Source organism: Acinetobacter sp. CE-15, from assembly GCF_051059255.1.
GTDB lineage: Bacteria > Pseudomonadota > Gammaproteobacteria > Pseudomonadales > Moraxellaceae > Acinetobacter > Acinetobacter guillouiae.
The window spans coordinates 4,398,629-4,417,832 of record NZ_CP192737.1 but is presented as its reverse complement, the minus strand read 5'-3'; the positions used below and the strand labels follow the sequence as shown (position 1 = coordinate 4,417,832).

The following is a 19,204-nucleotide window of genomic DNA, read 5'->3' as shown; positions in this document are numbered from 1 at the left end:
TTACGCACGGATAATAACTTTGGATATTGCAGTGATTGGTAGTGGTATGGCTGGCCTGGCCACCGCAAGAATTCTTAAAGATGCAGGTCATAACATTACCATCTTCGAAGCATTACCTGGTCGTGGTATGGATAGTCACAGCATTGAGTTTGAAGGTGGTCTAATTGATGCACCTTTGCGCGTGATGAATCAGCATTTATGGAAAAATACACTGAGCCTTGCAACACACCTCGGCATAAAAACCTTTCCAGTGCGTACCTTTATGGCATGCAGTTGGTTATTTGAAGATAAAACAGAAACTTGGTTGACCACATCACGTACCCGTATTGGTAATTTCCCCATTATCAATAACCGTAAAGGGATTAAGCAGTATGGTTGGCGTTTAGTCAAAGGGATGTTGCAGCTTAAAACCGCCATTTCTCAATTTTTTAAATCTAAAAATCAAGACATTACCCTTGCTGATTTTATCAATCACAATGACATTGAAGAGGTATTTTGGCACGGTGCAGTAATGCCAGTGCTTTATACCATTTGCACCTGTGACCCTAAAACCATTGGTGAATGGCCTGCAAAACCGCTCTTAATCTTCTTAAAACAATTAACTGATGGCGATGCTTTATTGCGTTTACATGGTGGAACGCCTGCTTTTGTCGATAAATTGATTGAAGGTATTGATATTCATAGCGGTTCTGAAATCACCAAAGTTGAGGAACAGGGTAATGCTGTTCTGGTTGAAAATGCACAAGGTGAGCAATTTCAATTTGACCGTGTGGTGGTTGCAACACCGACCAATAAATTAGAAAACTTTTTAAATAAACAACAATTTGCTGATGATATCGCTTTATTGCAAAAATTTAAGTTTGAGCAAGGCGAATTGGTTATGCATACCGATGCATCTGTGATGCCGCCAAATCGTAAAGATTGGGCTGTGTTAAGCTATATGATGGATCGTAAATTTACCAAACAACAATTCACAGTTTGGCTGAACTCGATTGAACCAAGTCTGGTGGGTAAATCTCCAGTGTTCCAAACATGGCGTCCCGTGACCAGCATCGATCCGAAAAAAGTCATTTCTACAGTGACTTTAACGCGTGCTGTGGTGGATTCTGAAACAGTAGCATTGAATATTGAGTTGCAAGCGCGCCATAAAGTCGCCAACCGTAAAGTATTCTATTGCGGTTCATGGTCATGTGACGGTCTGCCAATTCTTGAATCTGCGGTAACTTCTGCAATGCATATCGCAGAAATTTTTGGTGCACCATTGCCATTTGTAGGATTAAAACCTAAAGTTGAGGTGGCTCCGCAACTTGGCTATTAAAGCCCTGTGAATTCATATGAAACTTAATGAATTCATAACTGAATAAGTGAATGATTTAAAATGAAATGGCTTCAAGCGATTCAGCAAAAACTTCCAAAACATAAATATGCAATCGATGCAAAAATGTTAGGAGATAATGCTGAGTGTGCTTGGACCAACTTAGGGTATTGGGATAAGGCTACATCCTCTTACCCTCAAGCCTGTCAGCAACTTGCTGAACGACTTGCACAAGCGGTACAGCTTAATCAACATGATCGGGTACTAGACCTAGGCTGTGGTCAAGGTGCCAGTTTAAAATACTGGTTAGAACACTACCAAATTCAAGACTTAGAAGCGGTTGAGTTACAACAACAGTGTGTCGATAAAATTCAAAAACAACTCCCGCAAATTAAGGCGATTCACTGCCAATCTTTTTTAAATTTAAATGCGCTTTTATTTACGCAACCTTTTGATGTGGTGTTGTGTATTGATGCGGCTTACCACAGCGATTTAAATTTATTTTTAAATTCAGTCGTTCCAATTTTAAATTCAAAAGGCCGTTTGGGTTTTCATACGTTAATGCTTTCAGACACAGTTTTAAATTCAAAACAAAAAATGAAATACAAATGGCTACTTAAAGCCGCTGATGTCGATTTAAAATCACTGATGACTACGGCCCAAATCAATCATGCACTGCAACAGCATGGTCTTGAGCAAATCGCGCTAGAAGATCTCTCTACAGCAGTATTGGCTGGCTTTAGTCAATATATTGCGACAAGAGCGAAAACAGAGCGTGGAGGGCTAGATCAGCTCAAAATACAAATGACCGCAAAACTTTGTCAAAGGCTATTTGAAGAGGGAATCGTTCGATATATACAGCTCAACGCGGTCAAAACATAATTTTTATTATTTGTGATGAGATCAAGCAGATCAAAAAATTATAAGTAAAATGCCTAAGCCAAAAACAACAAAGCCTCACTAAAAAAGCGAGGCTAAGTAAAAATGGTGCCGGCACACGGATTCGAACTGTGGACCTACTGATTACAAGTCAGTTGCTCTACCAACTGAGCTATGCCGGCAACGTGGCGAGAATTTTACAGAATATTTATAAGATTGCAAGCCAAAAAATAAACAATTGAATAATCTTTAATATTTATAGTCTTAGCGATCGGGTATTGGTCAGAAGCTGATAATGTCGTGTGCTATGAATGCTTAGATTTTTTAGAGAGCAAAGGATTTTATCGCTTTTAACTTGTAGGTAGATCAAATAGCAATGATAACTAGAGTAACGGCAATTAGAGTAATGACAACTAGAGAAACGATTAATAATCGCTTTAATCTTCCGACTAAAAAGGCTTACGGAGGGGTAAGCCTTGAGTATTTAGGGTTAAATCAATAAATCTTTATCAGTTTTGAAATATAGACTTATTTTCTCCTTAAAATATGATCCAGATCTTGTGCGCATTCTTCTAGGGTGATTGCCATATCTATTTGCATTTGGGGTTTCAATTCGTTTGCGAGTTTTCTCCATTGCTCAATCAATTGGATAGCTTTCTGAATTTTATGCTTATTTACATCTTTGGCAATAGTTGGGGTGTATCCACCACGTTTAGCATTTTTGACTTGTCTTACATAATTGGCGCTGTTATTCATTGTCACTCCCGAATAGCAGTTTTATGCTTTTAACTTGTTTGAATCGCTAATAAGTACCGCATCATGATTATCTTAAGAGAACGTTACATCTATATGATTTTTATTTTGTATTTCACCTCCTTTGAATCGTGCTAGAAGTTCTTTTCACTTGATACTAATTCAAGAAAGTTTGAATTGAAATAGTCAATTGTCTTTTTAGTTGAGTGGATATGTATCTATTTGCTTCAAAAAATAGCTCAAATATCGTATAACTAAGTTGAGTAAAAACTAGAACAATTGAGAATGAAACGATTCAGTATTTTATTATTATTGGTTTCTGTCGCACATGCTGAAGCTCCTAAAGAATGTCAGTTACTTGAACAGACCTCCGAAATGTTAATGCAGTTACGTCAAAACGGTTTGTCGCTAGATGATGTTGATTTTAATCCTGAAGCATTGTCTGCAAAAGAACAGGTATTGTTAAAAGGTATGATTGACGATGCAAAGGGTGTACCGATTTATCAGATACCTTTAACCCGACAAAAAGCCATTGATGATTTTAAAATTAAGTGGCAAGAGGTGTGTCAGTCTGCGGATGTTGTAATGCCAACTGAGACGAGATAAAGGATTGTTTTTTATTTCGGCTATTCGGCTAGAGTATTATGGGTAAATAGCGGGTGCCATTTCTGAAAGCATTCAATAGCCTATAAAAGACAAAACTTTTAGCGTTTAATCAACTGTGCTTTGTATTTACTTCTGTTTAGGAATGGCATGAAATATCAACCGCCTTATACCATCACATCAAAAATCATTCATCTGATTGCGCAGATCAGTGAGAATATAGGGCGTTTGAGTGCTTTAGAGGAAGTCCAACACAACTTAAAACTGAGAAAAGCCAATCGTATCCGAACAATTCAAGGTTCGCTTGCAATTGAAGGAAATACCCTCAGCACAGAACAGATTACTGCGATTTTGAATGGTAAAGCTGTAATTGCACCGCCTAAAGAAGTTCAAGAAGTACGTAATGCCATAAAAGCTTATGACGCATTTCAAAAATGGCAACCCAGCCAAGAAGTAGATTTATTACAAGCACACCAAATTTTAATGGCAGGCTTGATTGATGACGTTGGACAATACCGTCATGCCAATGTAGGTGTCATGTCTGGTGATCAAGTGGTGCATATGGCTCCGCCAGCGAATCAGGTTCCTCGTTTAATGGCTGATTTACTGGAATGGCTTAAAGATAGCCAAGAACACCCACTCATTCAGAGTTCGGTATTTCATTATGAGTTTGAGTTTATACATCCATTTGCTGATGGGAATGGACGTATGGGGAGACTTTGGCAAACATTGATACTTAGCCGATGGAATACTATTTTTGCAAATATTCCTGTTGAGAGTCTGATTTATCAAAATCAAAAGGCCTACTATGAGGCTTTACAAGCCAGCACAGACCGTACTGATTCTGCAGCATTTATAGAGTTTATTTTGCAGATGATTTTGGATGCGATATTGGACTCAAATAACACCGCTCAAGATAGCGATCATGTTAGCGCTCAAGTTGACGTACAAGTAAGCGACCAAGTTCAGCGTTTAATTTCAGTTATGCAGGAAAAAGAATATAGCTTGACTGAATTGATGCAGTTATTAGATTTATCCCATCGTGCAACATTCCAAAAGAATTATCTTAATCCTGCGTTAGACGCAAACCTTATTGAACGTACCATTCCAGATAAGCCGAAAAGCCCTAAACAACGATATAGATTGAAGTGAAATGAAAAGTTTTTCTTCAAAGACAATCGATGTAATGATTTGAGGATCTATTCCATTTTTAGCTTCTCAGATATGGACTTTTTTGATTTCGTATAACGACTATTTTGAGAATATGGTTACTTCCAAAATAAGATTTTTTGCAAAAAGCTCTTTTTATGTATCTTTGACATATCAGTATTGTCAGTAATTATTCCATGCCCTAATCTAATTCTATTTTCAACCTCATAAAATTCATGGATAAAATCAAAGGCTAAATATTCATTTGATAAATCGCTTAACAATAGTCTAGATAAATGGTTAGTAGAGTTTTCGATTGAATCAATATAATAAAATTTAAAATAATCCTCCCATTCTTCAACCTCATCCATGGAAAAATTAGGATCGGTTATAATCTCTTCTTTCCATTCATCACCATCCTGATAGCTGTGCTCATAGCCTATTGATGCATTAAGCCATTCTTTTTCAAAGTCTTGGGGTTGACCTTCTTGATAAAAATCTTGATCCCCTACTTCAGAAACTCTTCTGACTTCTATATTGTTTTTAAATATTAAGTAACTGGCTGCATCGGAGCTATCTACGCATTCAAAAAATATTACCCATTCATTGAATGAAGCATTCTTGAGTCTCTCTTGCCATAACTCTTTATTCTCAAAAGCGGAGTAGAAAAAACTGGAGTTATGAAGAATGACTAAACTATCTTGAATAAACTCTAACTCAATGGTTTCATTTGCTTTCAAGTTAGGTTCTAAAATCTCAAATTCTTTTTCACTCCAATTGTTAATTAAGTCTATTAATTCTTCAGACTTACCTTTAAATGGAAATATCATTCCTGCAGATCTATAGCCCATAATTATTATTTTCTGGTTATTAAATTTTGATCTTATCAGAAATATAGGATATCCAAAATTACTGTATTGATATCTAATGTCGGATAAATTAGCTAAACATTGAGCTGGTCCCAATAGTCTTAATAAAGTATGGGGAATTTTTATAAAAAAATACAGTTTTGCAACTTGTGTTATGAAAAAGTAAAAAATTAAATGGTTTCTTTTGGCGTTCGATCAAAAGAAGGAAGTTTATTCGCTTTTTATCTGAGCGAAATGAATAATTCTCAGTATCATTTATCATAATAATTATTTATTATTACTTAACAATATCGAAAATTGTGCATGCTTTTAATATATCAACCATTCTTCAGGTCGGTTTTTTATATGAATAAGTCTTTCTTAAGCTTAATCGTCATTGCGATGATTGCAACTGGGTGTACAACAACAAAATCCATTCAATACCCTGCAAAAGGCAGCAACACGACAATTTCAGTATCATCTGAGCAAATTTCAGCGATGACGGAATCTGGTGGCGGTGATCATTTTATTGAAGGAAGTCAAATTACTGTCGGGGATGCAAGCAATGCACTTTCCAAACCTGGGGCAAATGCATTTGGACTGATTGGTGTTGGCGTTGCCACAGCGATTGATAAACGAAATAATGGCGCAGCTATCTCTAACAGCAATTTAAAGCAGGCCATTAAATTTGATGAGATCGTGAATAAAAAAATTAGCTCGGCTTTACAGGAGAATCAAGCAGATACTTCTCTTAAACTACTGACTTCAAATCAGGCTTCTGATGTTAAAATTGTTCCATTTGCACGGCTTTCTTTTAAAGAAAAACCTGATGTCAAGGCAGTATTTGGACTAAAAGCTGAATTTAAAAATGCTGCTGACAATAAAAAGTCTGCAAAGCGTTTATACAATTATATCAGCCAGAAAAAAGCACCATTAACTGAATGGGATGCAAATAATAATACTGTCTTTTTTACGCAAGCAAATAAAGCTTTTGACGCATTAGCACAGGTTCTTGTCTTAGATATACAGCATCAATTAAATCTTGAGGCGTCCAGTGAAGCAGATCAGAAAAGATGTAAATCAACTGGTGATTTCTCGGGTATCACTTTTATCTCAGCGCCTGAAAATTTATGTGTAGGTGTGCTAAAGACCAACAAAGGAGTAGTTTTACCAAATTTTGTATTGGTGATTGAACAGTAACTCATATCTTTTGAGAGAAGAAATTAAAGTTGCATATGCTGCGGCTGAAAAAATGCAAGAAATTCTTCAAGCTACGGAAGAAGATCAGCCTGTATAACACATCAAAAAAAGAGTCCACGCTATAATGGTGGACTCTAGTCTTAAATCTAGGACTACCGTGTCAACATAAGTCTTGGATATTCTATTTAACGTAATTTGAAGTTATGTGACTTCAGAATGACAGTAGACTTTAAGAATTAGAGTTTTTAGTTAAAGCTATTAGTTCAATAACTTTTGTTTTGATATCATGATCATCGTAACAAAACCAACTTACAACAGCAGTACTTCCATTACTATGTAGTTCAACAATAGTCATATAAGGACTACCTGATTTTAATTCTACAATATCGCCTTCTTTAAGATTAGACATATCATCTTTTCCTTTGGTTAATTAATGTAATATATAGATATTGGTTATTTTCTATATTTCAAGCGTGCAAATTTATTATGAGTAAGTCACTAAGCATTTATGAGCGAACTATCGTGTCAATGTCAGAATATAGAACCATTTCGTCACATATGATTGCTCTTGGAAAAATTAAGATAGTTTCTGACGATAAGGTTATAACGACAATGATCAGATATATTGCTTATGATCTGCAAGAAAGACATAAAAATCCGTATAGTAGCAAATCTACACCTCTATCTTTGGAGCGTTGGAATAATCAAATTGCTCAAAATTTAATTCAATATTGTAATTATATGATTGGAAAAAAGAAACCTGAGTGGCAAATTTTAGCAGAACATAATGGCTGGACTCCACCCAAATAACGTAACAAAGAGCCCATGGTATAATAGTGGACTCTAGTCTTAAATTTGGAACTTAATGTGAATGTTTAATAAGCTGTTCAGCAGCCTTTTGGCCTTTCTCTCTTTGTTCTTTTTGATACTGTTTTAACTGTTTACAATCATCTCCTTTATAATCATTATTCAAACATTTTTCATTAAGATCAGTAAGTTGCTTTGTAGTGATCCTCTCAAAATCTATTTTCTGATTAGATTGATTAGCCAGTGCAGAGGTTGTTGAAGCAACCAGTATGATGAATATAATATTTTTAATTTTCATGATCTTATCCTCAAAATTGATTACATAAATTACATTTTATTCAGAACTATTATTTCACCTGATGTTGAAATTTCGATAAATTCAATTGTCTGATCTAATATTTTATGAACTAATTCGTTGTCTCGAATAGGTTCTAATTCTTTATTTACCAATACCTTATTTAACTCAATAATACAAGATATATACATATACTTTATATATGCATATTTATATTAATGCAAAAACGTGCAAATTTTATAAAATGCTATTTACTATGCAAAATGATCTTAGCTATTTCTATAAGGATTTAGAAAAATGAATGACGTACAAATAAAAATGTACGAAAAGTATTGCTAGAGATATTTATGCTGATGGTGTTTGCTCATTACAAGGCGGTAATTACAGTAGAGTTGCCTTGTTTGATACACGTCTGCAATGATGGTCGGTTGGTCATTCATTGCTCTGTTCCAACTCAGCTTAGTGATGAATATTTGCGCTGATTCAATATGAGGCATTGAGCTGAAACAGAGAAAAGGGTTTATTTACCTGTCATTGTTTTAAAGAAATTATTCTTAAACAATGGCACGGTAAGTTAATTTTCCATGTGTGGTATAAAGATAAACCTCCTTGATTTCCTGAGCAGAGCAGCCTTTTAAAACAAGATTAAACACATCCCCATAATAGGTCTCTTTAGGAAATTTGACGGTAAACGGCTCTACACCAATGAGCTTACAGTTCGGATTATCTACTTCAACTTTATCAAGTACATCTTCAATTTCAGAGATGACTTTTAAACGCGTAACATCATAAACAGTTTGTCTGATGACGTTAAAGTTTGGAGAAGTGTCGATAGGGCGGAACTTAACCTCTAGTACTTCACTTGTTAACAATTTACGCTTGAGTTGAGGTGGTGGAATAACAACATTCTCAGCTCCCTTATAAATACTGTCAGGGTCATAGCGATCATGAGCAATTGCAGCAACCTCAGCTTCTTTCTCTTGCATTTCTTGATAAGAGCCAACTTGAGATTGAGCGTGAGCTTCTTCGTTTGTAAGATCAGGCGAATACGACTCAGGTATCTGAAAACATGCTGTTAAAGTTGATACAACCGTGAGCGTGATGATTAATTTTTTCATGACTAGATTTCCTTGTAATTTGAGCATGGAATATAGACAGATTTATCAATCACAGCTGGTTAAACTGAGTACGTTGAACATACTTAAGGACAGCTAAACCTTTGATATACAACCATCGATCATTAAAATTCTCCGCACGATAATCAAAGATCTGATAAGCGAAGTTATCAATGTCAATTAACTTCTGTTCCTTTAATTCTTTACCTTCTCGAATAAGGGCGTTTAGATCACCGCTATAAATAAAATAACGTAATCGATCATTTTTAGGGATGAGTTGCCATTGCTTGCTTATCGCAACAAACGCATTGCAATTGATATTGCCTTCACAACGTCTAATCACGGGAGCAGCGGATGGGTTATTGATCAGTGCTATCACTTGATTCATATCCGCATGACAAAGTGAGGTTATTGAAAAATAGGCAATAACGGCACTGTATTGTAAGAATATTTTGATTTGGCTATTCATAAAAATAAAATCCTGATTCTTGTTGTTAGATATATTTTTAATTGGATTAATTAAACATCGATGTCTGATTTCAAAGGGCGTAGAAATGATTTACTGCGGAGGCGGTTTATTTCGTCCAGACAGTTTAACCAATAACTAAAACAGCAACATCAACAAAAAAGCCAATGACTGTAAGTACCAGCGAGATCTATACACCAATGATTAAAATCAGACGTGCAAAAGTCCTCTTTGCCGAAGTAAGGTAGAAATACAATTCAGCTTAGATTGATAAGATAAAATAGGAATAAAGTGAAATTTTGAAAATAAAGAAATAGTCATGGTTGACTCCTTGGAATTATAAGAAGCTCTACCAAATTACTGCTAAATAATGGAGGCAGAACGAAAGGGGGTTAGCAGACCGGGATCCAAGGAACCAGCACGCACAAGGCGTCCCCCTCCCGTTCTACCGCAAAGGGGGGAACACGAGGGTTCCACGACATACAAAAATCACTTTATATATCGTGCTGGATCTACGGTCTGCTAAAACCGACTGGCAATGTCGGCCAGTAGAGAAAGGATAATAGTGCAGGCACTTTTAGTCAATTGCTTGTGTTGAAGAGGGTTTTGTTTGGGTTTGGTTGGGGGGATGAAGTGATCAATATTGATTCAAAGTGCTATGATCCTATTATTGTTAGATAACTCTGCAAAAAAGAAGCTTTAGATTTATTAAAAGAGAAAATTCCCCTTGTTTCTATTACTACTGCTAAGAAGCTATAATTAGGTGATTGATCTTAATAAATATGCAAGATTTTCTTCGATTGATGAACTTATATCTTATTTCAACGATCATCAAACGAAAAAGCAAACTCAGAAAGCTTTACTTGCAGACCAACCTGCACCAGCAGCATTGTCTATTCCTGATGATGCTTGTCACTATCACCATGACGAATTGAGGACTTTAACAGTTCGTGAAATGGCACGTATTCAATCTTTTCCGGATCAATTTGTCTTTCGATCTAAGGTTACGACAGGTGGTCAAATGAGACAATTTGAAGTACCGCAATATACACAGGTCGGGAATGCTGTACCTCCTTTATTGGGGCAAGCCTTGGGGTTTGTAATAAAGGGGCTTTTAGAGAGGTATTATGGGTTCTCGATCGATAATTAATAATTTTTGCGACATAGTTTGTCGTTAAAATTTATATAGATGATTTTTGATCTTTTAAAATATAGAAAAATAACAGAGAATCAATAAAACTTAATATTTTATAAATAATTTATTCGAGAAAAATATGTGGGCTGATATTGAAACTGAAGTTGATATGTTGAACTTTGCTGTAGTAGCAAATACTGCTGCAGAATTAATAAAGGAATCAAATGATGAACCACTATCTATAGGAGTTTCAGGTGGATGGGGAGTTGGAAAATCATCATTGGTTAAAATGATTAAAGCTTCACTCGTAGAAGCTGAAAAAGATATCGATGATAAGAATAAAAAATATATTTTCATTGATTTTAATGCTTGGTTATATCAAGGTTACGAAGAAGCAAAAATGGCATTGCTTCAAGTTGTTGCTGACAAACTTTTACAGGAAGCTAAACAAAGAGAAACGGTTGTTGATAAAGCTTTAAACTTTGTTAAAAGAATAAAATGGCTGAAAGCAGTTCAGTATTTATATCCAATAGGCCGTAATGTTGCAATTGGTTCTACTGTGGGTGGACCTGCAGGAGCATTGATTGGTGCGGGTATGGGGATTTTTGAAACTAGACAGCTACCATCTGGTGAAGAAGTTAAAGAAGCTTCAGGTAACATTGAAGCATTGAGTAAGGATTTGGGTGAATTGGTTTCTTCATCAGAAGAATCAACTTTACCCAAAGAAATTGATGCCCTGAGAAAAAATTTCTCTGAAATTTTAGCTGATCTAGATATTAGATTGGTTGTTGTTGTTGATGATTTAGATAGGTGTTTACCTCATACGGCAATTTCTACTTTGGAAGCAATGCGTCTATTATTATTTATGCCACGATCTTCGTTTATTATTGCAGCCGATGAGGAAATGATTAGAAGTGCTGTAAGAGTTCATTTTGGAGAGCTTCAAATAACAAACAGCTTAGTGACTAGTTATTTTGATAAACTTATTCAGGTGCCTTTGAGGGTTCCAAGACTTGGTACTAATGAAGTTAAAGCGTATCTTGCACTATTATTTGGTGATTTATCTACTAGAAAAGAATTATTAACTGTAGATGAATTTAATAGTGCTAAAGAGTCAATTCTTGATAAATTGAAAAAACCTTGGGAAGGAGGTTTAACATATGAGAATCTTAAAAGTGCATATCGAGACAAGACTGAATTATTGTCTAGGTTGAGTCTAGCAGAAGAAATTTCTCACTTTTTAACGAGTTCTGATGAAATTTTGGGAAATCCTCGCCTTATTAAAAGATTTATGAATAATTTGATTATTAGGGAGAAAATAGCATTAGCTCAAGGATTGATAATAGACTTTGAAGTTTTAGTCAAAATTCAACTTTTTGAAAGATGTGCTACGCCAAGTGAGTTTGAATATTTAACTAAGATTATTATTGAGTCAGGTGATGGTATGCCTGAAAAAATTATATCAATAGAACAACAGGTTAAAGATGGTACGACAGTAGAATTTCCTTCTGAATTTTTGACAGATTTCTCAAAAAGATGGTTATCCATCAAGCCTGAATTATCCAATATTGACTTAAGACCGTATCTATATCTAAGCCAAGATCGCTCTATTAATATTGCTCAAGGCCAAGAATTATCAAAAGAGAGTCAAAGTATTTTAATTGCAATTATTAATGCAAAAAGTTATATGCCTATGTTAGATCGTTCGGTTAAATCTCTAACTCCTTACGATGCAAAAGCGATTATGAAGCATTTAATTAAAAATGCACGTATAAAACAATATTCAAAAGAAAGTCTGACGTGTTGTTTAAATATTACTCGAAATTTTCCTGAGTTTTCGAGTGATTTAGTCGACTTACTGAAAAGTATGCAAACTCGATTTGTTACAAGGGATTTGATACCTTCTTTTAGAAATGAATCATGGAGCCATGAAGTTTTCCAAGTATGGAAAGATAATCCAAATGTAGATCAAAGAGTTAAAACTGAGATAGAACGAAAATAAGGGGGTAAATTAGGATGGGTACTTCAACTTCCAGCAAGGGGCCGCAAGGTGGAATTTCCTTTGATCCACCATGGTTAGATCAAATTACAAGTAATATTCAACCTAGTAGTAGCGATATAAGTAATACCAGCGATGTTATACAAAGTACAGATGGTGGTGAGCAAGTAGAATCAGATATATCAAATACACAGGTAATTGGAATTGCACCACATGGTCGCTTTTATCCATCCCGAGCTCCTATGAGAGAATTTCTAAAAAATGGAGGTAAGCAGAACTTTAGAAAAGTTGCTGGGAACTATTCTAAAACGGGAATGGGAGGAGCAAAAAAGCTTTCATCTAGAATGAAAGTGGCTACTACAGTTGGTTCTAACTTATTTGGTCTAATTCAGAATATCCAAAATATACCAAGTATTCAAAATTGGTTATCAAGTTTGAATGGAACAACTCCGAATTTTAGAGAGTTGGAAAATCAAATCATCAATATATTGATTCCTGATGGGGGGAGCATTGATGAAGATTCTTGTAGAGATTCTCTTTCTAAAGCAATGAGTGATCTCTATGAAGTTAATCCTGATGTAGATCTACAAAATATTCAACAAGATGAAATCTGGTTTTTAATTGAACATTTTTTGGCAAGTGAATGTCTAAATCGTTTAGGTCATGATATTGGTCAAGTAATGGAAAGTGCTGAATTTAAGCCTGAAGTTATAGTACAAAGAATGGATGAAATGAAAAGCTATCTAGAAGCAGATTTAAAAAGTAATCTAGAGATTTTAAGAGCCAATCTAGCAAACCCTTCGAATAAAGATCTTCAACAGGTATTGGAAAAAAGTTTGGAGCGCACTTTTTCTGCGTATGAAGGGGAAATTTAATGAAAGTTGTATGTAAAGATAAATGTGATCTTCAGGCACAAATAGAAACTAATGTTTATTACTTCTCTTTTTTTGAAAGTAGTGGGAATTCTAATATAGGAACTATCGGATTAGAACTGTTAAAAAATTTTAAGAAAAAAGGTGTTACTCCTAGCCCTTTAGTTTTTGATTTTTTAAGAATTGGTCTGGCTATTAACGCAGCAGATCAGGTCTGTGATAGATCACATAGCCCAGATGGATGGACTCGACAAATAGAATTAGAAGTTTCTTTATGTAACCCAGAAAAATGGGAAGATACAAAAGAGGATCTAATTAAGCTTTTAAGAAAGCTTACAGGTGATTTTTGGTCTCTAAATTTCACTCAATCTAATAAAGACTTTAAATGGGATATACCGCACCCTTCTAAATTAAAACCTTATGAAGGTGCTACCTGTGTTTCATTATTATCAGGTGGAATGGATAGTTTAATTGGCGGAATTGATCTCTGTCAGAATGGAGAGAAACCTCTTTTTATTTCACAAGTAGTGAAGGGGGATAGACAGAAACAAATTCAATATGCGAAAGCACTCAAATCCACAGATCAACACTTCCAATGGAGTCATGCGACTCGACTAAGATCAAGAGGCGAACGTTCTTCAAGAGCAAGATCAATAGTATTTTACTCCTTTGCTTTAGTCGCATCAGAGCTATTAGATTCCAATGCTAGTAAAAGAATTATAGTGCCTGAGAATGGATTTATTAGCCTAAATGTACCTCTTAATTTAGGGCGTTTTGGAAGTTTAAGTACTAAAACAACGCATCCGATCATATTAAAAGCACTAGAAAATATATGGAAGAAAGCCGGGTTAGATATCCAGTTAATTAACCCTTATCAATTTATGACAAAGGGGGAAATGGTCAAAAATTGCAAAAATTCTAAACTATTAAAAAGATATGTATCAACAACTACGAGTTGTAGTCGTTATTTGACTTATGGTTACAAGCATTGTGGTCGCTGTGTACCATGTCTTGTCAGACGTTCAGCATTCAAAGCTGGAGGAATTACGGATAAGACGAAAGAATATTTTGTCCAAAAAATTGCAAAAGGTGGCATTGAAAAAGATGCCAATGATATATCTGCTGTTGCAATGGCATGTTTAATGCATCAAAAGAAGGGTGTTAACTATTTTGCAGGTGCTTTAGCCTTTGCCGAAGCAGAGGAGTACCCTCATTATGCAAAGGTTGTAGATACAGGTATTCTTGAGCTAAATGCTCTTCTCCAGCAACATAAAGTAATTTCTTAATATGGATTTACATTGCCATTTGGATTTGTACCCCAATGCTTTGGAACTAGCTTACAAGGTTAATAAACAATGTGAATTTACATTGTTAGTTACAACTAGTCCTAAAGCTTGGCTTGAGACTTCCAAGAAAATGAAAGATTTCAGTAATATTGAAGTTGCGTTGGGGCTTCATCCTGAAATTGCTCATTTAAAATATGACGAATTATCTTTATTTCTTGATAGCATAAAAAACACCCGTTTTATTGGGGAAATTGGTTTGGACGGTAGTCCTAAATATACCGATACGTTTGAATTGCAAATACAGATTTTTGATAAGGTTATGGCTGAATGTAATTTTCAAGGCAATAAAATTATCAGTATTCACTCTAGGGGGGCAACTAAAGAAATTTTAAATATTTTAATGAAGTATCCAAATAGTGGTAAACCAATCCTTCATTGGTATAGCGGTAATTTAAAAGACCTAAAAGTTGCGATTAAATTAGGATGTCGATTTAGTATTGGTTTGCAAATGATTAAATCTAAAAAAGGTCAAGAGATTATAAGGAACATTCCGAAGGAACTTGTGTTGTTGGAAACGGATGGACCTTTTACAAGTTTGAACAATGATTTTTTATATCCTTGGGATGCTGAGAAAATTATTCCTTACTTAGCCAAAATTTGGGGATGTAATAGTAAAGAATGCATTCAACAATTAAATGTTAATCTGAGTTCATTGTTGAAAGACTGAGTTTAACCATTGATAATTATTAATAGTTACATCTAACTAGCTTTTTCATTTAGGAGGTTTTATGGATAAATTTATACAAGGAGATGTTGTTTATTTGAAATCAGGTGGTCCTGCTATGACTGTAGAGGAGGCACATGATGATAAAAGTTCATACTGCGTTTGGTTTGACAAGAAGCAGGATTATAATGGCGAAGTTTTTCAAAATAAAATGCTAACAAAAGAAAAACCAATTGTTTGATACTCTATCCCCTCAACCCATCAATAAAATCAGACCAATCCTGCATCATCTTAACTCGATATTCTAAATGCTGTGCATGGTTATATGCCTGAGACACAGCATTACCAACCTTATGCGCCAACTGGATTTCAATTGCATCATGCATATAACCTTGTTCATGTAATGTCATTGATGCAAGTCCACGAAAACCATGTCCAGTCATTTTACCGTTATAGCCCATAGTGCGAATAAGGAATAGAGCGTTTAGCCATCTCTTGAGCACCACGGGCTTCGATTTGTTTAGCACAAGCAAGAACATCTTTTCCTTTAATCTGATCAATAGGCATATTGCCTAAAGTAGGGAAGAGATCTTTTTCAAATACAGACAGATCTCTTAAGTAAGAGGCTTCTTTTATGACAGCTTTACGATCTTACATCCATTCCATAGCAAGTGTTTTAAAAAGGGTATTTTCGTCTGCTTGTAATTTTTTTGTTTCTTCGCTTCGTTGGGGCTAATCCAATCTTTTAGTTTTAATCGAGCTCAATCTCTTATTCTTCTAGCTTGTGCAAGTGTGGTTTCAGGGTATGTGCTTATACTGAAAATGATTTCCTTCACATTGAGTTAGAATTTCATACATCAATGCATAGCACCCGAAGGAGTAACTTCTAAATACATGCTTTTTGATCAGAATATTTAGTTCTCTTTTCTAATGCTTTATTTTTCTAATTCGAGTATCTGTAAACATTGCAATGTTGCTTGAGAATTTGGAGTATAACTGGATTGCAATAATCCTGACTAGAATAGATTAGACAACAAAAAAGGCCTAAACCCTTAAGATCTAAGCCTTTCTTTACTGCATCGGCATGCAGTTTTTTCAATTCTGGCGGTGAAAGAGGGATTCGAACCCTCGATACGCTATAAACGTATACACACTTTCCAGGCGTGCTCCTTAAGCCACTCGGACACTTCACCAAGGCGTGGGATAATAACCAAAAAAAAGATTTCTGCCAAGCAACAATTGATTTAGAGCAAAAAAAATTTCACAGTGATATGATTGCGCAAAAATAGTGTCTAAATTTTTGAAGACGAATCTATGCAAAGTACTGCAAAAAAAGCCGCGTTACCTGCGATCACACTCGCAGCATTAGGGGTGGTATTTGGAGACATCGGAACCAGTCCCTTGTACGCCCTACGCCAATGTTTTCTGACTGCACACATTGCCATCACCGAAGCGACCGTGCTTGGGATCTTGTCACTGATTTTCTGGTGCATGATGCTCACCATCAGCTTTAAATACGTCACCATTATCATGCGAGCAGATAACAATGGTGAGGGTGGTATCATGTCCTTGCTGGCGCTGAACTTACGATCTAATCGTATCGCAGATAATCGCAAAATCTATTTAATTGCCTTGGGGTTTATTGGCGCATCGCTGTTTTTTGGTGATGGCATTATTACCCCAGCAATTTCAGTACTTTCAGCCATTGAAGGGCTGAGTATTGCCACACCCATGTTTAATAAATGGCTGATGCCTTTGGCAATTGGCATTCTTACCGCACTGTTTTTGGTACAAAGACATGGTACGGGAACCATGGGTAAGTTTTTTGGTCCAATCACTCTAACGTGGTTTGCCTCTATCGGTTTAATCGGTATTCATAGTATTAGCCAAACCCCCTATGTATTAAGCATGCTCAGTCCACATTGGGCGCTTAACTTTATTTTTCACCAACCTTTTGTGGCCTTTTTAACCATGGGCGCGGTGATTTTGACGGTTACAGGGGGTGAAGCACTCTATGCAGATATGGGGCATTTTGGACGACTGCCGATTCGTTTAGGCTGGTTTATCATTGTGCTGCCTTGTCTGTTATTAAATTATGCGGGACAAGGTGCATTATTACTGCGTAATCCAAGTGCGATTGAAAACCCATTCTATTTGCTTGTACCTGAGTGGGGTTTATATCCCATGATTGCCTTAGCCACAGCGGCAGCGGTGATTGCGTCACAAGCGGTGATTACAGGTGTGTTTTCAATGGCAAACCAAGCCATTCAGCTACGTTATTTGCCAAGATTAACTGTGCATCACACTTCGGATGTGGAACAAGGTCAGATTTATTTGCCCTTTATCAACTGGATACTCTACGTCTCGATTCTTTTATTGATTGTGATTTTCCAAAACAGTGCCAATCTTGCCAATGCTTATGGTGTAGCAGTCACTATGACCATGCTATGCGATACGATTTTGATTTCAATACTGGCATATGGCTTTTGGCGTTGGCCAAAGTGGAAAGTGGCATTATTCGCGATCCCATTTTTAGTGATAGATAGTATTTTTATTGGGTCAACCTCATTAAAAATCATTTCAGGCGGATGGGTTCCGATCCTGATCGGTGCAATCGTATTTACTATTCTGATGACGTGGAAAACCGGGCGAGAAATTGTCTTTAACCGTTTGGAAAAAGATGCCTTGCCGTTGGATCTGTTTATTAAAAGTGTCAGTTTGAGTGATGAAACTCAGTTTGTACCCGGTCAAGCGGTATTCTTAACCGGTAATCCAAATATTGTGCCTCATGCGATGTTGCACAATATCAAGCACAATAAAGTCCTGCATGAACGCAATATTATGGTAACGGTGATTACCCGTGATGTTCCTTATGTGCCAGACCAAGAAAGAATCCGTGTTGAAGTGTTAGATAAGCGCTTCCAACGGGTTTTTGTTTACTATGGCTTTAAGGATCAACCTGATATTCCAAATGCACTAGAATTGGCTTATAAGCAACTCGAAGTTGAATTTGACATGATGCATATCAGTTTCTTCATCTCACGTGATCGTTTGATTCATACCGTGGGTGATGGAATGGCGCCATGGCGTGAAAAACTGTTTATTTCGATGCAACGTAATACCAGTCCAGTGAGTGATTTCTATCAAATCCCGCCAAACCGTGTGGTTGAAATGGGCAGCCAGATCGAAATCTAAATTCATATCAATCAAAAGCCAGAAGTCATTCTGGCTTTTTTTTGCCCATGGGTTTTATGGGTTGGTGTATTACATTGATTCACTTTATTTTTGGCAGAGATTTTTTCTCTAAATCCTGAAAATAAGAATTCTTATTCTCTATATTCTTGGTCCTGCAAAAGTAGATGGGCTGATATTGCACTGAGACAGTATCAAACCCTTTAGAATGCTGAGTTTGAATGCTTTTATCATTCAATTCTCCCTAGCGAATCTTGATACATCAGTATAAAACGATCCTATACGACAAACTGTGTCGCAAGGCTGTCGAACAACACTGCGCAACATGACATAATCATGAGCACAAGTGCGATAAAGCATCTGTAAGATATTTGATTTTCTAGCATTTTTTGTGAAATAAACAATAAATTGTTACATGGAATGTTGTTTAGTTAAGCACAAATCGTAGAAGCTTTACTCGGTTGAAGGTCGACACAATATCTTTCAGTTTATTGACTTGTTAAGCTATTTAAATTCAAAAACTTAATCTGTAAGGGTTTTGAGTGGATTGTTTATTTAACCTTGTT

Annotated in this window: 19 protein-coding genes, 2 tRNA genes and 1 pseudogene; 13 read left to right on the top strand and 9 right to left on the bottom strand. The window is 35.9% G+C overall.

Annotated features, from left to right (window positions below; translation table 11 throughout):
- Window positions 1-19: 19 nt before the first annotated feature.
- Together ACQ7EO_RS20365 and ACQ7EO_RS20360 are read left to right on the top strand one after the other, a co-directional pair.
- Window positions 20-1,318, top strand: coding sequence for an FAD-dependent oxidoreductase (locus ACQ7EO_RS20365; RefSeq protein ID WP_034611315.1), 1,299 nt, complete (start codon window positions 20-22; stop codon window positions 1,316-1,318).
- A gap of 60 nt (window positions 1,319-1,378) precedes the next feature.
- The gene (locus tag ACQ7EO_RS20360) at window positions 1,379-2,197 is read left to right on the top strand and encodes an SAM-dependent methyltransferase (RefSeq protein ID WP_434278577.1); all 819 of its coding nucleotides are present in this window, start codon (window positions 1,379-1,381) and stop codon (window positions 2,195-2,197) included.
- A gap of 103 nt (window positions 2,198-2,300) precedes the next feature.
- On the opposite strand, the gene ACQ7EO_RS20355 is transcribed toward ACQ7EO_RS20360, so the two are convergent.
- Together ACQ7EO_RS20355 and ACQ7EO_RS20350 are read right to left on the bottom strand one after the other, a co-directional pair.
- Window positions 2,301-2,376, bottom strand: a tRNA-Thr gene (locus ACQ7EO_RS20355).
- 346 nt (window positions 2,377-2,722) lie between these two features.
- A complete protein-coding gene (locus ACQ7EO_RS20350) occupies window positions 2,723-2,950 on the bottom strand; it encodes a hypothetical protein (RefSeq protein ID WP_004718547.1) in 228 nt (75 codons plus the stop codon).
- Window positions 2,951-3,232: 282 nt separating this feature from the next.
- Here ACQ7EO_RS20350 and ACQ7EO_RS20345 point away from each other — a divergent pair, with 282 nt between their 5' ends.
- Window positions 3,233-3,553: a hypothetical protein gene (locus ACQ7EO_RS20345; RefSeq protein ID WP_419335695.1), complete on the top strand. Its 321-nt coding sequence runs from the start codon at window positions 3,233-3,235 to the stop codon at window positions 3,551-3,553.
- A gap of 147 nt (window positions 3,554-3,700) precedes the next feature.
- Window positions 3,701-4,702, top strand: coding sequence for a Fic family protein (locus ACQ7EO_RS20340; RefSeq protein ID WP_434278574.1), 1,002 nt, complete (start codon window positions 3,701-3,703; stop codon window positions 4,700-4,702).
- A 116-nt stretch (window positions 4,703-4,818) separates the two neighbouring features.
- Here the strand turns inward: ACQ7EO_RS20340 and ACQ7EO_RS20335 are convergent, their stop codons facing one another.
- A complete protein-coding gene (locus tag ACQ7EO_RS20335; RefSeq protein WP_434278573.1) occupies window positions 4,819-5,550 on the bottom strand; it encodes a hypothetical protein in 732 nt (243 codons plus the stop codon).
- A gap of 363 nt (window positions 5,551-5,913) precedes the next feature.
- Here ACQ7EO_RS20335 and ACQ7EO_RS20330 point away from each other — a divergent pair, with 363 nt between their 5' ends.
- Complete coding sequence (locus tag ACQ7EO_RS20330) at window positions 5,914-6,747, top strand: hypothetical protein (protein ID WP_434278571.1); 834 nt, start codon at window positions 5,914-5,916, stop codon at window positions 6,745-6,747.
- 229 nt (window positions 6,748-6,976) lie between these two features.
- On the opposite strand, the gene ACQ7EO_RS20325 is transcribed toward ACQ7EO_RS20330, so the two are convergent.
- Entirely contained in the window at window positions 6,977-7,156 is a 180-nt protein-coding gene (locus ACQ7EO_RS20325) for a DUF2158 domain-containing protein (protein ID WP_419303672.1), read from the bottom strand.
- Between the two features lie 113 nt (window positions 7,157-7,269).
- Here ACQ7EO_RS20325 and ACQ7EO_RS20320 point away from each other — a divergent pair, with 113 nt between their 5' ends.
- Complete coding sequence (locus ACQ7EO_RS20320; protein ID WP_434278569.1) at window positions 7,270-7,557, top strand: hypothetical protein; 288 nt, start codon at window positions 7,270-7,272, stop codon at window positions 7,555-7,557.
- A 52-nt stretch (window positions 7,558-7,609) separates the two neighbouring features.
- On the opposite strand, the gene ACQ7EO_RS20315 is transcribed toward ACQ7EO_RS20320, so the two are convergent.
- The 3 genes from ACQ7EO_RS20315 to ACQ7EO_RS20305 all read right to left on the bottom strand — a co-directional run bounded on the left by ACQ7EO_RS20315 (window position 7,610) and on the right by ACQ7EO_RS20305 (window position 9,433).
- Window positions 7,610-7,852: a hypothetical protein gene (locus ACQ7EO_RS20315; protein WP_419303674.1), complete on the bottom strand. Its 243-nt coding sequence runs from the start codon at window positions 7,850-7,852 to the stop codon at window positions 7,610-7,612.
- 551 nt (window positions 7,853-8,403) lie between these two features.
- Window positions 8,404-8,967 (bottom strand): hypothetical protein, encoded by a 564-nt coding sequence (locus ACQ7EO_RS20310; RefSeq protein ID WP_434278567.1) that lies wholly within the window; start codon window positions 8,965-8,967, stop codon window positions 8,404-8,406.
- Window positions 8,968-9,016: 49 nt separating this feature from the next.
- Window positions 9,017-9,433, bottom strand: a complete 417-nt coding sequence (locus ACQ7EO_RS20305) for a hypothetical protein (protein WP_434278565.1) — start codon at window positions 9,431-9,433, stop codon at window positions 9,017-9,019.
- Between the two features lie 760 nt (window positions 9,434-10,193).
- Between ACQ7EO_RS20305 and ACQ7EO_RS20300 the strand changes: the two genes are divergently transcribed.
- From ACQ7EO_RS20300 to ACQ7EO_RS20275, 6 genes are all read left to right on the top strand, one after another.
- Window positions 10,194-10,580 carry a DNA cytosine methyltransferase gene (locus ACQ7EO_RS20300; RefSeq protein ID WP_434278563.1) on the top strand — a complete coding sequence of 129 codons (387 nt, stop codon included), beginning with the start codon at window positions 10,194-10,196 and terminating at the stop codon, window positions 10,578-10,580.
- Between the two features lie 124 nt (window positions 10,581-10,704).
- Window positions 10,705-12,567 (top strand): KAP family P-loop NTPase fold protein, encoded by a 1,863-nt coding sequence (locus tag ACQ7EO_RS20295; protein WP_434278562.1) that lies wholly within the window; start codon window positions 10,705-10,707, stop codon window positions 12,565-12,567.
- 14 nt (window positions 12,568-12,581) lie between these two features.
- Window positions 12,582-13,439, top strand: coding sequence for a Qat anti-phage system associated protein QatB (gene qatB, locus ACQ7EO_RS20290; RefSeq protein WP_434278560.1), 858 nt, complete (start codon window positions 12,582-12,584; stop codon window positions 13,437-13,439).
- On the top strand, window positions 13,439-14,722 hold the full coding sequence (gene qatC, locus ACQ7EO_RS20285) for a Qat anti-phage system QueC-like protein QatC (protein ID WP_434278559.1): 1,284 nt from the start codon (window positions 13,439-13,441) through the stop codon (window positions 14,720-14,722). The genes qatB and qatC overlap by 1 nt, the downstream gene beginning before the upstream one ends.
- Window position 14,723: 1 nt before the next feature.
- Window positions 14,724-15,449, top strand: a complete 726-nt coding sequence (qatD, locus tag ACQ7EO_RS20280; protein ID WP_434278558.1) for a Qat anti-phage system TatD family nuclease QatD — start codon at window positions 14,724-14,726, stop codon at window positions 15,447-15,449.
- 61 nt (window positions 15,450-15,510) lie between these two features.
- Window positions 15,511-15,687: a YodC family protein gene (locus ACQ7EO_RS20275; RefSeq protein ID WP_336938419.1), complete on the top strand. Its 177-nt coding sequence runs from the start codon at window positions 15,511-15,513 to the stop codon at window positions 15,685-15,687.
- 4 nt (window positions 15,688-15,691) lie between these two features.
- Here ACQ7EO_RS20275 and ACQ7EO_RS20270 read toward each other — a convergent pair.
- Window positions 15,692-16,412, bottom strand: a pseudogene (locus tag ACQ7EO_RS20270) (tyrosine-type recombinase/integrase).
- Window positions 16,413-16,548: 136 nt separating this feature from the next.
- Window positions 16,549-16,639 (bottom strand) — tRNA-Ser (locus tag ACQ7EO_RS20265).
- A 121-nt stretch (window positions 16,640-16,760) separates the two neighbouring features.
- On the opposite strand from ACQ7EO_RS20265, the gene ACQ7EO_RS20260 reads away from it, so the two are divergent.
- Window positions 16,761-18,641, top strand: coding sequence for a potassium transporter Kup (locus ACQ7EO_RS20260; RefSeq protein ID WP_004718533.1), 1,881 nt, complete (start codon window positions 16,761-16,763; stop codon window positions 18,639-18,641).
- Window positions 18,642-19,204: the final 563 nt, after the last annotated feature.